Below are 15,223 nucleotides of genomic sequence, written 5' to 3' on the forward strand. Positions count from 1 at the left end.
TCCCGGCCTAAAGTCCCTCCCTTTTTTAATGCTAACGGGGGAAATATGTATATCGGTTTTGATTACGGAACGGCCAACTGCTCGGTTGCAGTGATGAAAGAAGGCGTCCCGACCGCCCTTCCCCTTGAGCAAAACGCCGCGCTGCTGCCTTCCATGCTCTGCGCGCCCACGCGCGAATCGGTCAGCGAATGGCTGTTTCGCCACCACCAGGTCCCGACGCCAGATGCCGAAAATCAGGCGCTGCTGCGCCGCGCGTTGAGCGCCAATCGTGAAGAGGATATCGACGTTACGCCGGGGAGCGTGCGCTTTGGTCTTGACGCGCTGGCTCACTATATGGCCGATCCCGAAGACGTCTGGTTTGTAAAATCCCCCAAGTCGTTTCTTGGCGCGAACGGGCTGAAACCGCAGCAGATCGCCTTTTTTGAGGATCTGGTCTGCGCCACGATGCTGCACATCCGCCAGACGGCGGAGCGCCAGCTTGATGACGTCATCGATCAGGCGGTGATCGGCCGGCCGATAAACTTTCAGGGACTGGGCGGCGACGAAGCAAACCGTCAGGCGCAGGGTATTCTGGCGCGCGCGGCGGGACGGGCAGGCTTTCGTGATATTGAATTTCAGTACGAACCGGTGGCGGCCGGGCTGGATTTCGAAGCAACGCTACAAAAAGAGACGCGGGTACTGGTGGTGGACATTGGCGGCGGCACCACTGACTGTTCGATGCTGTTAATGGGCCCGGCCTGGCACGGCAAATCCGACCGCAGCGGCAGTCTGCTGGGCCACAGCGGCTGCCGGGTTGGCGGCAACGATCTGGATATCATGTTGGCATTTAAAGAGCTGATGCCGCTGCTCGGCTGCGGCGGCGTCACGGAAAAAGGCACCGCCCTGCCGGTACTGCCGTGGTGGAACGCCGTGGCTGTTAATGACGTTCCGGCGCAGAGCGAATTTTACGCTGCCGCCAGCCGCCGGCTGATTGAAACGCTGATCCGCGACGCCGCCGCCCCTGAACAGGTCAGGCGGCTGCTCAGGGTCTGGCAACAGAAGCTGAGTTATCGCCTCGTGCGCGCCGCAGAAGAGAGTAAAATCGCCCTCTCCGAACAGCATCAGGTCGGCAGCTCGCTGGCGTTCGTCGAGCAGGCGCTTTATGCAACCATTGACCTGCCGATGCTTGAGGCGGCGATTGCCCAACCGCTTGAACGTATTCAGGAGCAGGTGCAACTGGCGCTTGACGCCAGCGCCACGCGGCCTGACGTGGTCTATCTTACCGGCGGCAGCGCCCGCTCTCCGCTACTGCGGCAGGCGATTTCGGCGCAATTGCCGGCGATTCCGCTGGCGAGCGGCGATGATTTCGGCTCGGTGACCGCCGGACTGGCGCGCTGGGCGCAGGTGATGTTTCGCTGATTCGCTTTCTGAGCGGCGCTGAACGGCCATACTTACACCGGTTGAACAGTTATTCTTAATTCCTCCATTTTTGACTTGTTGAAAGCCGCTAAAATAGAGGACTTGCGGGTCACGTTGACCCACAGCGCGAAAATTTGCTATCGGAGAGCACATAACAATATGAATGCCGGGCGTCGTCCTCTGAAAATAATCCTTGTTCTCATCGTCTTTGCCTGTCTGGCTGGCGGTTACGCCTGGTGGCACAGCAGCCAGCCGTCGGAAAAAACCACCGAAGCGCCACGCGGCAAAGGCGGAAAAAGTGGCGGCCGACGCGGTGCGACGGGCGCCACGGTGCCGGTGCAGGCCAGCGCCGCCGTACGGCAGAGCGTGCCGGTCTTTCTCACCGGCCTGGGAACGGTGACCGCCGCCAATACGGTGACCGTGCGCAGCCGCGTGGATGGCGAGCTGATGGCCGTCCACTTCACCGAAGGCGAAGAGGTCAAGGCAGGCCAACTGCTGGCAGAGATCGATCCACGTCCTTACGAGGTGGCGTTGACGCAGGCGCAGGGTCAGCAGGCGAAAGATCAGGCCACGCTGGCCAACGCCCGCCGCGATCTGACCCGCTATGAAAAACTGGCGAAAACCAATCTGGTTTCACAACAGGAGCTGGATAATCAACGCTCGCTGGTTAATGAAACGCTCGGCACGCTGAAAGCCGACGAAGGCAGCGTCGCCAGCGCCCGACTCAATCTAACCTACAGTCGCATTATTGCGCCGGTCGCGGGCCGCGTTGGCCTGCGGCAGGTGGACGTGGGCAACTACGTGACCAGCGGCGACAGCAATGGCCTGGTCATTATCACGCAAACGCATCCGATTGATGTGGTATTCAGCCTGCCTGAAAATGATATCGCCACCCTGGTTGCCGCCAGAAAAAGCGGTCAACCGGTGCCGGTCGAGGCCTGGGATCGCGGCAACAGCACGCTGATCGCCAGCGGCGCGCTGTTAAGCATGGATAATCAGATCGACACCACCACCGGCACACTCAGGCTCAAAGCGCGGTTCAGCAATACCGACGACGCGCTTTTCCCCAACCAGTTTGTTAACGCACGATTAAAGGCCAGCACGCTGAACGACGCAATCGTTGTTCCGGCGGCCGCGCTGCAAATGGGCAGTGAAGGCCACTTTGTCTGGGTGGTGAACGCCGAAAACAAAGTCAGTAAAAAATTGATCACCGTGGGTATGCAGGACAGCGAGAAAGCCGTGGTCAACGCCGGACTGAACGTCGGCGAACGCGTCGTCACCGATGGCACCGACCGCCTGACCGACGGCGCGACGGTTGAGGTTGTCGCGCCGCAGTCCATCCAGCCGGATGCCCGCGTGCAGCCAGCGAAAGGAGCACGTTCCTGATGCAGGTGAGCGCCGACGGCGGGCCGTCCCGCCAGTTTATTTTACGTCCGGTTGCCACCACGCTGCTGATGATCGCCATTCTGCTGGCGGGCTTTCTTGGCTACCGTGCGCTGCCCGTATCCGCCCTGCCGGAAGTGGACTATCCGACCATTCAGGTGGTCACGCTCTACCCCGGCGCCAGCCCGGATGTCATCACCTCGGCCATTACCGCGCCGCTTGAACGCCAGTTCGGGCAGATGTCCGGCCTCAAACAGATGGCCTCGCAAAGCGCCGGTGGCGCATCGGTGGTGACGCTACAGTTTCAGCTGACGCTGCCGCTTGACGTGGCCGAGCAGGAAGTGCAGGCGGCGATCAACGCGGCGACGAATCTGCTCCCCTCCGACCTGCCCAATCCGCCCGTATACAGCAAGGTCAACCCGGCGGACCCGCCGATCATGACCCTGGCGGTCACCACCACCAGCATGCCGATGACGCAGGTTCACGACATGGTGGAAACGCGCGTGGCGCAAAAGATTTCTCAGGTCACGGGCGTCGGGCTGGTGACGCTTTCCGGCGGCCAGCGCCCCGCCGTCCGCGTGAAGCTGAACGCGCAGGCGCTGGCTGCGCTCGGCCTCGACAGCGAAACAGTGCGCACCGCCATCAGTAACGCCAACGTTAATTCGGCCAAAGGCAGCCTGGACGGCCCGCAGCGCTCCATCACGCTCTCGGCCAACGATCAGATGAAATCCGCCGAGGACTATCGCCAGCTCATCGTTGCCTGGCAGAACGGCGCGCCGGTTCGCCTGCGCGACGTGGCGACCATCGAACAGGGCGCCGAAAACGAGTGGCTGGGCGCGTGGGCCAACCGCCAGCCCGCCATCGTGCTCAATATTCAGCGTCAGCCGGGTGCGAACATTATTACCACCGCCGACAATATTCGTCAGATGCTGCCCGCCCTTACCGCTTCGCTGCCGAAGTCGGTCGAGGTGAAAATGCTCACCGACCGCACGACCAACATCCGCGCCTCCGTGCACGACGTGCAGTTTGAGCTGATGCTCTCTATCGCGCTGGTGGTGATGATCATCTATCTGTTTCTGCGCAACGTGCCTGCGACGATCATTCCTGCCGTGGCGGTGCCGCTGTCGCTGGTCGGCACCTTTGCGGTGATCTATTTCCTTGGGTTTTCCATCAACAACCTGACGCTGATGGCGCTGACCATCGCCACCGGTTTTGTGGTCGATGACGCCATCGTGGTGATCGAGAACATCTCGCGCTATATCGAAAAAGGCGAAAAACCGATGGCCGCCGCGTTGAAAGGCGCAGGTGAAATCGGCTTTACCATTATTTCCCTCACCTTCTCACTGATCGCAGTGCTGATCCCGCTGCTGTTTATGGGCGATATCGTCGGCAGGCTGTTTCGTGAGTTCGCGGTGACGTTGGCCATTTCGATTCTGATCTCCGCCGTGGTGTCGCTTACCCTGACGCCGATGATGTGCGCACGGATGCTCAGTGTGGAGTCGCTGCGCAAGCAAAACCGTTTCTCCCGTGCCAGCGAAGCGATGTTTTCACGCATTATTGCCGGTTACGGTCGTATTCTGCGCCGCGTCCTTAATCATCCGTGGCTGACGCTCGGCGTGGCGCTGACCACCCTGGTCATTACCGTACTGCTGTGGATTGCCATTCCAAAAGGTTTCTTCCCGCTTCAGGACAACGGCATCATTCAGGGCACGCTTCAGGCGCCGCAGTCCGTCTCCTATGCCAGCATGGCGCAGCGCCAGCAGCAGGTGGCGTCGATCATTATGAAAGATCCAGCGGTGCAGAGCCTGACCTCATTTGTTGGCGTCGACGGCACCAATCCGGCGCTGAACAGCGGGCGACTGCAAATTAATCTTAAGCCGCTTGATCAGCGTGAAGATCGTATCCCGACGGTGATTGCGCGCCTGCAATCCGCCGTAGACAACGTGCCCGGCGTCAGTCTCTATCTTCAGCCGGTGCAGGATTTAACTATTGATACCCAGCTCAGCCGAACGCAGTATCAGTTTACGCTTCAGACCAGTTCCCTTGATTCGCTGAGCCTGTGGGTGCCGCAGTTGACCAGCAAACTGGCGACCCTGCCCGCCCTGAAAAACGTCAGCAGCGACTGGCAGGATCGCGGGCTGGAAGCCTGGGTTAACGTCAACCGCGACAGCGCCAGCAGGCTGGGCATCTCAATGGCGGACGTGGACAACGCGCTCTACAACGCCTTCGGCCAGCGGCTTATTTCTACCATTTATACCCAGGCCAGCCAGTATCGCGTGGTGCTGGAACACGACACCACTACCACGCCGGGCCTGCAAAGCCTGGACGGCATCCGCCTGAAAGGCAGCGACGGCGCGGTGGTGCCGCTCAGCGCCATCGCCACCATCGGGCAGCGCTACGGCGCGCTGGGTATCAGCCATCTTGATCAGTTCCCGTCGACCACCTTCTCTTTCGACGTCAGCGACGGCTATTCGCTGGAGCAGGCGGTTAACGCCATCAGTCAGGCGGAAAAGGATCTGTCGATGCCGACGGAGATCATGACGCGCTTTCAGGGCAGCACGCTGGCTTTTCAGGCCGCGCTCTCCAGCACCGTCTGGCTGATCGTGGCCGCCGTGGTGGCGATGTATATCGTTCTGGGCGTGCTGTATGAGAGCTTTATTCATCCCATTACCATTCTCTCCACGCTGCCGACCGCAGGCGTTGGCGCGCTGCTGGCGCTGATGCTGAGCGGCAATGAACTGGATGTGATCGCCATTATCGGCATTATTTTGCTTATCGGCATTGTGAAAAAGAACGCCATCATGATGATTGATTTTGCGCTGGCGGCGGAGCGGGAACAGGGCATGACGCCTTACGATGCTATCTATCAGGCCTGCCTGCTGCGCTTTCGGCCGATTTTAATGACCACGCTGGCGGCGCTGCTCGGTGCGCTGCCGCTGATGCTAAGCCAGGGCGTCGGGGCGGAACTGCGTCAACCGCTCGGTATTGCGATGGTCGGCGGGCTGATCGTCAGTCAGGTGCTGACGCTGTTTACCACGCCGGTTATCTATCTCCTGTTTGACCGCCTCGCGCATGCCACCCGCCGTCGCTTCAGCCAGGGGGCGCCGCAGTGAGATTTTTTGCGCTTTTTATTCACCGGCCCGTCGGCACTATTTTGCTGACGCTTGCCATCACCCTGGCGGGCGTGCTGGGTTTTCGTCTGCTGCCGGTGGCGCCGCTGCCGCAGGTGGATTTCCCGGTGATTGTTATTTCCGCCTCGCTACCCGGCGCCTCGCCGGAAATCATGGCATCATCGGTCGCCACGCCGCTGGAGCGCGCGCTGGGGCGTATTTCCGGCGTCAGCGAAATGACCTCCACCAGCTCGCTGGGCAGCACGCGCATCATTCTTGTTTTTGATTTTGACCGCGACATCAACGGCGCGGCGCGTGACGTGCAGGGCGCGATCAACGCCTCGCAAAGCCTGCTGCCCACCGGCATGCCCGACCGCCCGAAATGGCGAAAAATCAATCCCTCCGACGCGCCGATAGCCATCATCAGCCTCACTTCGGATAGCTGGACGCCAGGTCAGATGTACGATTACGCCTCCACGCAGCTGTCGCAAAAGCTGGCGCAGATTGAAGGCGTGGGCGACGTCACGGTCGGCGGCAGTTCGCTCCCGGCGGTGCGCGTGGCGCTGAATCCGCAGGCGTTATTTAACCAGGGCGTCTCGCTGGACGCAGTACGCGAAACCATTGCTAACGCCAACCAGCGCAGGCCGCAGGGCGCCATTGAAGATCAGCAGCAGCGCTGGCAGGTGAAAACCAACGACGAGTTGAAAACCGCGGCGGAATATCAGCCGCTGGTCATTCATCACAGCAACGGCGCGGCGGTACGGCTGAAGGACGTCGCGACGGTAACGGACTCGGTGGAAGACGTGCGCAACGCCGGGATGGCAAACGCCAGGCCCGCGATCCTGATGCTGATCCGTAAGCTGCCCGAAGCCAATATCATCGATACCATCGATCGCATTCGCCAACAGTTGCCCGAGCTGCGCGCAGGCATGCCTGCCGCCATCAACCTTGAGGTTTCACAGGATCGCTCACCCACCATCCGCGCTTCGCTGGAGGAAGTGGAGCAGTCGCTGGCTATCGCCGTGGGGCTGGTGATCGCCGTGGTTTTTCTTTTCCTGCGCTCGGGCCACGCCACGCTGATCCCCGCCGTGGCAGTACCGGTATCGCTTATCGGCACCTTTGCCGCCATGTACCTGTGCGATTTCAGCCTCAATAACCTGTCGCTGATGGCGCTGACCGTGGCGACCGGCTTCGTGGTGGATGATGCGATCGTGGTGCTGGAGAATATTTCGCGCCATGTCGAAGCCGGAATGAAACCGCTTCAGGCATCGTTGCAGGGCGTACGTGAAGTGGGCTTTACCGTGCTGTCGATGAGCATTTCGCTGGTGGCGGTATTCCTGCCGCTGCTGATGCTCGGCGGGCTGATAGGACGCTTCTTTAAAGAGTTTGCCGTCACCCTCTCTGTCTCCATACTGATTTCACTGGTTGTCTCACTGACGCTGACGCCGATGATGTGCGCACGGCTGTTGCGCGCGCGGCCTGCCTCTGCACAGCCGCGCAAGCGGCGCATCGGCAGCGTGCTGAACGGGCTACAGCACGCTTACGGCCGGTCGCTGAAGCAGGTGTTAAATCACTCGCGCTGGACGCTGCTGCTGTTCCTCGGCACCATCGGCCTGACCCTGTATCTTTACGTGGCCATTCCGAAAACCTTCATGCCGGAGCAGGATACCGGACGGCTGATGGGCTTTATTCAGGCGGATCAAAGCATCTCGTTCCAGTCGATGCGCAGCAAGCTGGAAGACTTTATGAAGATCGTACGCAGCGATCCGGCCGTAGAGAGCGTGGTGGGCTTTACCGGCGGTTCACGCACCAACAGCGGCTCAATGTTTATTTCGCTGAAGCCGCTCGGCCAGCGCAGCGAGAGCGCGCAGCAGGTTATCGCCCGGCTGCGGGTGAAACTGGCGAAAGAGCCGGGTGCTAATCTTTTCCTGATGGCGGTGCAGGATCTGCGCGCGGGTGGACGCGAGTCCAGCGCCAGCTATCAGTACACGTTGCTGTCGGACAACCTTGACGATCTGCGCCTGTGGGAACCGAAGATCCGCAAAGCGTTCGCCACTCTGCCTGAACTGGCCGATATCAACTCCGATCAGCAGGACAATGGCGCAGAGCTGGCACTCACCTACGATCGCGCAACCATGTCGCGGTTAGGGATCAGCGTTTCAGATATCAACAACCTGCTGAATGACGCGTTCGGGCAGCGGCAGATATCCACCATTTATCAGCCGCTGAATCAGTATAAGGTGGTGATGGAGGTGGATCCGCGCTATACCCAGGACGTCAGCGCGCTGGATTTGATGTATGTCCTTAACAGCGACGGCAAGGCCATTCCGCTGTCGTACTTTGCCCGCTGGCAACCGGCCAACGCGCCGATTTCAGTCAACCATCAGGGGCTTTCCGCTGCGTCGACCATTTCCTTCAACCTGCCGGAAGGCGTCTCGCTATCTCAGGCCTCGACCGCTATCGATCGCAGCATGACCGCGCTCGGCGTGCCGAACAGCGTACGCGGCAGCTTCGCCGGCACCGCGCAGCTTTTTCAGCAGTCGCAGGGCAGTCAGATCTGGCTGATCCTGGGCGCTATCGCCACGGTCTATATCGTGCTCGGCATGCTGTATGAGAGCTACGTGCATCCGCTGACCATCCTCTCGACCCTGCCCTCGGCAGGCGTCGGCGCGCTGCTGGCGCTGGAGCTGTTTGGCACGCCGTTCAGCCTGATTGCGCTGATTGGCATTCTGCTGCTGATTGGCATCGTGAAAAAGAATGCGATTATGATGGTGGACTTCGCGCTGCATGCGCAGCGCAGCGGCCATCTCAGCGCGCGCGAGGCGATTTTTGAAGCCAGCCTGATGCGCTTCCGGCCCATTATGATGACCACCCTGGCCGCGCTGTTTGGCGCGCTGCCGCTGGTGCTGGCCAGCGGCGACGGTGCCGAGCTGCGTCAACCGCTCGGCATCACTATCGCTGGCGGCCTGGTGATGAGCCAGCTATTAACCCTTTACACCACGCCCGTGGTTTATCTGTATATGGATAAGCTGCGCCGCAAAAGAGGAATGGAGACTGTTAGCTGATGAATACGCTCCCCGCCACCGTGCGCTGGCAACTGTGGATCGTCGCCTTCGGTTTCTTTATGCAGACGCTGGATACCACCATCGTCAACACCGCCCTGCCCTCTATGGCCGCCAGCCTGAACGAAAGCCCGCTGAATATGCACTCGGTGATCGTCTCCTATGTGCTGACGGTGGCGGTGATGCTGCCGGTCAGCGGCTGGCTGGCCGACCGTTTTGGCGTACGCAATATCTTTTGTAGCGCGATTATTCTGTTCAGCATCGGCTCGCTGTTCTGTGCGATGTCGACCTCACTGGATCAGCTCATCGCCGCGCGCGTAGTGCAGGGCATCGGCGGCGCGATGATGGTGCCGGTGGGCCGCCTGACGGTGATGAAACTGGTGCCGCGCACGCAGTATATGGCGGCGATGACTTTTGTTACCCTGCCCGGCCAGATCGGCCCGCTGCTTGGCCCGGCGCTGGGCGGCGTGCTGGTCGAGTACGCCAGCTGGCACTGGATCTTCCTGATTAATCTGCCGGTCGGGCTGGCGGGCGCCGTGGCGACGATTATGCTGATGCAGAATCTGTCGCTGCCGCCGAAACGCTTCGATTTTCTGGGTTTCCTGCTGCTGGCGGCGGGCATGGCGACGCTGACGCTGGCGCTGGATGGTCAGCGCGGCTCAGGCATTCCACCGCTGCTGCTCTGTCTGCTGATCCTGACGGGCGTCTTTTCCCTGCTGTTCTATCTGCTGCATGCGCGCGGCAATGAAAAAGCGCTGTTCAGCCTGCGGCTGTTCGACAACCGGGTTTACACGCTGGGGCTGCTGGGCAGCCTGGCGGGACGTATCGGCAGCGGTATGCTGCCGTTTATGACACCGATTTTCCTGCAAATTGGCATGGGCTATTCGCCGTTTCACGCCGGATTGATGATGATCCCTATGGTGCTGGGCAACATGGGCATGAAGCGCATCGTGGTGCAAATCGTTAACCGTTTTGGCTACCGTAACGTGCTGACCGGCTCAACGTTTGCGCTGGCGGCGGTCGTGCTGCTGCTGCTGTTCGTGGCGATGATGGGCTGGAACCTGCTGCTGCCGGTGGTGCTCTTTTTCCAGGGGATGGTGAACGCCATTCGTTTTTCGGCGATGAATACGCTGACGTTAAAAGAACTGCCTGACGACCTGGCGAGCAGCGGCAACAGCCTGCTGTCGATGGTGATGCAGTTATCAATGAGTATCGGCGTGACCGTCGCTGGCCTGCTGCTCGGCACCTTTGGTCAGCCGACACAGTCCGATGGCCTTCACCAGGCCTTTATCTACACCTGGTTATGTATCGCGCTGATTATCGCGCTGCCGGCGCTGATCTTCTTGCGGGTGCCCAATGATATCAGTAAGAACGTCGTGCTCAGGCGCAGGAGGAAACCCTGATGTTTGCAAAGCTGCGCATTGGCATTACCGCCAAGCTCTTCGCCGCCATATTCTCCACCTGCATGCTGGTGCTGATCACCATGCACTGGGGCGTACGCTTAAGCTTTGAGCATGGCTTTATTGACTACATCAAGAAGGGAAACGAGCAGCGGCTGAATATGCTCAGCGACGCGCTGGCCGATCAGTACGAGCAGCACGGCAACTGGGATTTTTTGCGCCACAATAACAAACTGGTGTTTCAGATCCTGCGCTCGCTGGAACAGAATCCCGATGCCAATAATCAGCTGCCGCCGCACGGCTGGCGCACGGCATTTTGGGTACTCGATCAGCGTTTCCATGTGATGATCGGCCCGCGCGATCCAATACCGCCGGAAGGGTCGCGGCGCAATATCACCCTCAGCGATGGGCGCGTGGTCGGCTGGGTGATCGGTTCACCGCCGGAGCGACTGACGCGCAGCGCCGATATTAACTTCGATCAGCAGCAGCGCAGAACCAGCTGGATCATCGTGGGCCTGACCATGCTGTTGGCGGCGCTGGTCACCTGGCTGATGTCGCGCGGCCTGCTGGCGCCGGTGAAACGGCTGGTCGAAGGCACGCACCGCCTGGCGGCGGGCGAATTCACCAGCCGGGTGCAGGCCAACAGCCGCGACGAACTGGGCAGGCTGGGGCAGGATTTTAATCGTCTTGCCAGCACGCTGGAAAAAAATGAGAGCATGCGCCGCGCGTTTATGGCGGATATTTCTCACGAGCTGCGCACGCCGCTGGCGATCCTGCGCGGCGAACTGGAGGCGATTCAGGATGGCGTGCGCAAACTGACGCCTGAGTCCATCGTCTCGCTTCAGGGCGAGGTGGCGACACTGACCAAGCTGGTGGATGATGTGCATCAGCTCTCGCTTTCCGACGAGGGCGCGCTCGCCTACCGTAAAAGCAATACCGATCTGGTGCCGCTGCTGGAGCTGGTCGCCGGAAACTTTACCGGGCGCTTCGCCGCTCACGGCCTGACGCTGACGCTGAGGCTGCCGGAGCGTGCTGATATGTTTGGCGATCCCGATCGCCTGATGCAGCTCTTCACTAACCTGATGGAAAACAGCCTGCGTTATACCGATGCCGGCGGCGGCCTGGTTGTCACCCTGCTTTCACGGCCTGACAGCCTTATCATACAGTTTGACGACAGCGCGCCCGGCATTACCGACGCGCAGCGCCAGCAAATTTTTGAGCGTTTTTATCGCGCGGAAAGCTCGCGCAACCGCGCCAGCGGAGGTTCCGGTCTGGGGCTGGCCATTTGTCAGAATATCGTTGAGGCGCACGACGGCACTATCACTGCGCATCACGCTGATGCGGGCGGCCTGCAAATTGCGGTAAACTTACCGCTCAAGCATAACTGAAGCAGAGCGCTATGAACGAAACGCATGAACCGCTGATCCTTATCGTGGAAGACGAACCTAAGCTTGGCCAGCTGCTGGTGGACTATCTTCAGGCAGCAAACTATCGCACGCATCACCTGCTGCGCGGCGACGAAGTGCTGGCGTGGGTTCAGCAGACGCCACCCGACCTGATCCTGCTCGATTTAATGCTGCCGGGCATGGACGGTCTGTCGCTGTGCCGCGAAATCCGCCGTACCAGCGAGGTGCCGATCGTGATGGTCACGGCGAAAACTGAAGAGATCGATCGCCTGCTGGGGTTGGAAATTGGCGCCGACGACTACATCTGCAAGCCGTTCAGCCCGCGTGAAGTGGTCGCCCGCGTCAAAACCATTCTCAAACGCTGCCTGCGCTCACCGGAAGAAGCACAAAAAAGCTCGCGACTGGTGGTGGATGAAGGCCGCTTTCAGGCAAGCTGGGAAGGCGACGCGCTGGATCTCACGCCCGCCGAGTTTCGCATGCTGAAAACGCTCGCGCAGGAGCCGGGAAAAGTATTCTCACGCGAGCAGTTGCTCAACCACCTTTATGATGATTATCGCGTGGTGACCGATCGCACTATTGACAGCCATATCAAGAACCTGCGGCGCAAGCTGGAGTCCCTTGATGCCGATCAGCCCTTTATCCGCGCGGTTTACGGCATGGGCTACCGCTGGGAAGCAGATGTGTGCCGCTTGATCTAGCGCAATTTACATTCTTTCGGGCAACTTCTACAATTCCCGCTCTTTTGCGAGGTTGCCCGTTCACACCGAGATACTCATGTTTAAACCCGAACTTCTCTCCCCGGCAGGTACGCTGAAAAATATGCGTTTCGCCTTCGCCTACGGCGCTGACGCGGTATACGCGGGCCAGCCCCGCTACAGCCTGCGCGTGCGTAACAACGAATTTAACCACGAGAACCTGGCGACCGGCATCAATGAAGCCCACGCGCTGGGTAAAAAGTTTTACGTCGTGGTGAATATCGCGCCGCATAACGCCAAGCTGAAAACCTTTATTCGCGATCTGCAACCCGTGGTAGAGATGGGGCCGGACGCGCTGATCATGTCCGATCCGGGCCTGATCATGATGGTTCGCGAGGCGTTCCCGCAGATGGATATCCATCTGTCAGTGCAGGCCAACGCGGTAAACTGGGCAACGGTGAAATTCTGGCAGCAGATGGGATTAACCCGCGTCATTTTATCGCGTGAACTTTCGCTCGAAGAGATTGCTGAAATTCGTCAGCAGGTGCCGGACATGGAACTGGAGATCTTCGTGCACGGCGCGCTGTGCATGGCCTATTCCGGGCGCTGCCTGCTCTCTGGCTACATCAACAAACGCGATCCTAACCAGGGCACCTGCACCAACGCCTGCCGCTGGCAATATAACGTGCAGGAAGGCAAGGAAGATACGCTGGGAAATATCGTGCACCAGCAGCAGCCGATTCCGGTGCGCCACGTTGAGCCCGTACTTGGCGAAGGTCAGCCCACCGACAGCGTATTTATGATTGAAGAAGCGTCGCGCCCCGGCGAATACATGACGGCTTTTGAAGACGAGCACGGCACCTATATCATGAATTCGAAGGATCTGCGCGCGGTCGCACACGTCGGGCAGCTGACGAAAATGGGCGTCCATTCGCTGAAAATCGAAGGCCGTACCAAATCTCACTACTACTGCGCCCGCACCGCGCAAGTGTATCGCCGCGCGATTGACGATGCGGCAGCGGGCAAGCCGTTCGACGCTTCGCTGCTTGAGACGCTGGAGTGCCTGGCCCATCGCGGCTATACCGAGGGCTTCCTGCGCCGCCACACGCACGACAGCTATCAGAATTATGAACGCAGCCACTCCGCCTCGGACAGCCAGCAGTTTGTGGGTGAGTTTACCGGCGAGCGTCGCGGGCATCTGGCGCAGGTTGAAGTAAAGAACAAGTTCAGCGTCGGCGACAGTCTGGAAATGATGACGCCGCAGGGCAACGTGACCTTTCATCTGGCTGAGATGGAAAACAATAAAGGTCAGGCTGCACAGGTGGCGCCGGGCAACGGCCATATCGTCTGGATCCCGGTGCCGGAAGAGATTGATCTGGCCTTTGCGCTGCTGATGCGTAATTTCCCGGTCAGCCCCGCGCAGACTGATGGAAATGCCGCATTGGGACACCGCGTCTCATAATGTGACGGATATTAGAATTCGATCACACTCCGTACGCCGTTTTCTCGTTATCATGCTGCCTGCTTACAACGAGTAATTCTAAACAGCAGCGTAATCTCGTACCACCTCCTTGGCCCGACCGGCTCCCCCGGTCGGGCTTTTCTTTTTCCGGTTTCGTCCATGCCTTAACCGGATGCTTTCAAATATGCTATAAATGATGCACCTCAGGCTCGTGCGGCCTGCACTAACCGGACAGACTCTATGGATAAACATTCGCTCACGCTGCTCATTCTGAACGGCAAAGGAGCAGGGAATGAAGCCCTGCGCGAGGCCATTGTCACGCTGCGCAGGGAAGGTTTGCCCATTGAAGTTCGGGTAACCTGGGAATATGGCGACGGCGAGCGCTATGTGAACGAGGCCGTAGCGTTACAGGCCACAACGGTCGTGGCGGGCGGCGGCGATGGCACCATCAACGAAGTGGCCACCGCGCTGGCGGGACTGCCTGAAGGACAGCGGCCGGTGCTGGGCATTATCCCACTCGGCACCGCCAATGACTTTGCCACCAGCGCGGGTATCCCTGAAACGATGGATGCGGCTCTGCGTCTGGCGGTGTTTGGCAAGGCACAGCCCATTGATTTAGCGCGCGTCAACCAGACGCGCTATTTTATCAATATGGCGACCGGAGGATTCGGCACCCGTATCACCACCGAAACGCCGGAGAAGTTAAAGTCCGCGCTTGGTGGTGTTTCCTATTTTATTCACGGCCTGATACGCATGGATGCGCTGAAAGCTGATAGCTGTGAACTAAGCGGCCCTGATTTTTCCTGGCAGGGCGACGCGCTGGTGATCGGTATCGGCAACGGCCGCCAGGCGGGCGGTGGTCAGCGGCTTTGTCCGGCCGCGCTGATCAACGACGGTCATTTAGAGGTCAGCATCGTGACCTCCAGAGAGCTTCTGCCGGCGCTGTTCAATTCAGTGATTGGCGGCGACGATGACAATCCCAATATTGTCCGTGCTTCGTTGCCGTGGCTTGAAATCCGCGCGCCTCATGAAATGACCTTCAACCTCGACGGCGAACCGCTCAGCGGCACTTCGTTCCACATTGAAGTGATCCCTGCCGCGCTCGCCTGCCGTTTGCCGCCCTCCTGTCCCCTGCTCGCTTAATTCCCTTATTCTCAGGGCCGTTCTTTAGCGGCCCTCACCCGTGACCAGGGCTGCATCAGCGCCACATTAAACATTAATTTAACAATCAACCTTTCTGACCAACAAATGTGATCGCCGTCGAACATTCAATACGCCTTACTTGTATGGTAGTACGTCAAAGCGTA

The 15,223-nt window shown here is 59.6% G+C and carries 9 protein-coding genes; all 9 read left to right on the forward strand.

The features are described from left to right. Positions 1-45: 45 nt before the first annotated feature. The 9 genes from yegD to yegS all read left to right on the forward strand — a co-directional run bounded on the left by yegD (position 46) and on the right by yegS (position 15,059). On the forward strand, positions 46-1,398 hold the full coding sequence (yegD, locus tag FA91_RS11630; protein WP_034915909.1) for a molecular chaperone: 1,353 nt from the start codon (positions 46-48) through the stop codon (positions 1,396-1,398). A 159-nt stretch (positions 1,399-1,557) separates the two neighbouring features. Then, a complete protein-coding gene (locus tag FA91_RS11635) occupies positions 1,558-2,784 on the forward strand; it encodes an MdtA/MuxA family multidrug efflux RND transporter periplasmic adaptor subunit (protein WP_034915910.1) in 1,227 nt (408 codons plus the stop codon). Next, positions 2,784-5,894 (forward strand): MdtB/MuxB family multidrug efflux RND transporter permease subunit, encoded by a 3,111-nt coding sequence (locus tag FA91_RS11640; RefSeq protein ID WP_034915911.1) that lies wholly within the window; start codon positions 2,784-2,786, stop codon positions 5,892-5,894. Before FA91_RS11635 ends, FA91_RS11640 begins: the two co-directional genes overlap by 1 nt. Further along, positions 5,891-8,956, forward strand: coding sequence for a multidrug efflux RND transporter permease subunit MdtC (mdtC, locus tag FA91_RS11645; RefSeq protein ID WP_034915912.1), 3,066 nt, complete (start codon positions 5,891-5,893; stop codon positions 8,954-8,956). Before FA91_RS11640 ends, mdtC begins: the two co-directional genes overlap by 4 nt. After that, on the forward strand, positions 8,956-10,356 hold the full coding sequence (gene mdtD / locus FA91_RS11650) for a multidrug transporter subunit MdtD (protein ID WP_034915915.1): 1,401 nt from the start codon (positions 8,956-8,958) through the stop codon (positions 10,354-10,356). Before mdtC ends, mdtD begins: the two co-directional genes overlap by 1 nt. Then, a complete protein-coding gene (baeS, locus tag FA91_RS11655; protein ID WP_034915918.1) occupies positions 10,356-11,741 on the forward strand; it encodes a two-component system sensor histidine kinase BaeS in 1,386 nt (461 codons plus the stop codon). Before mdtD ends, baeS begins: the two co-directional genes overlap by 1 nt. Positions 11,742-11,752: 11 nt before the next feature. Further along, on the forward strand, positions 11,753-12,457 hold the full coding sequence (baeR, locus tag FA91_RS11660; RefSeq protein ID WP_034915921.1) for a two-component system response regulator BaeR: 705 nt from the start codon (positions 11,753-11,755) through the stop codon (positions 12,455-12,457). 76 nt (positions 12,458-12,533) lie between these two features. After that, a complete protein-coding gene (gene yegQ, locus FA91_RS11665; RefSeq protein WP_034915923.1) occupies positions 12,534-13,916 on the forward strand; it encodes a tRNA 5-hydroxyuridine modification protein YegQ in 1,383 nt (460 codons plus the stop codon). Between the two features lie 240 nt (positions 13,917-14,156). Continuing rightward, entirely contained in the window at positions 14,157-15,059 is a 903-nt protein-coding gene (gene yegS, locus FA91_RS11670; RefSeq protein WP_034915925.1) for a lipid kinase YegS, read from the forward strand. Positions 15,060-15,223 lie beyond the last annotated feature (164 nt).

The sequence above is a fragment of the Erwinia sp. 9145 genome, assembly GCF_000745075.1.
In the GTDB taxonomy this organism is placed as follows: domain Bacteria; phylum Pseudomonadota; class Gammaproteobacteria; order Enterobacterales; family Enterobacteriaceae; genus Erwinia; species Erwinia oleae.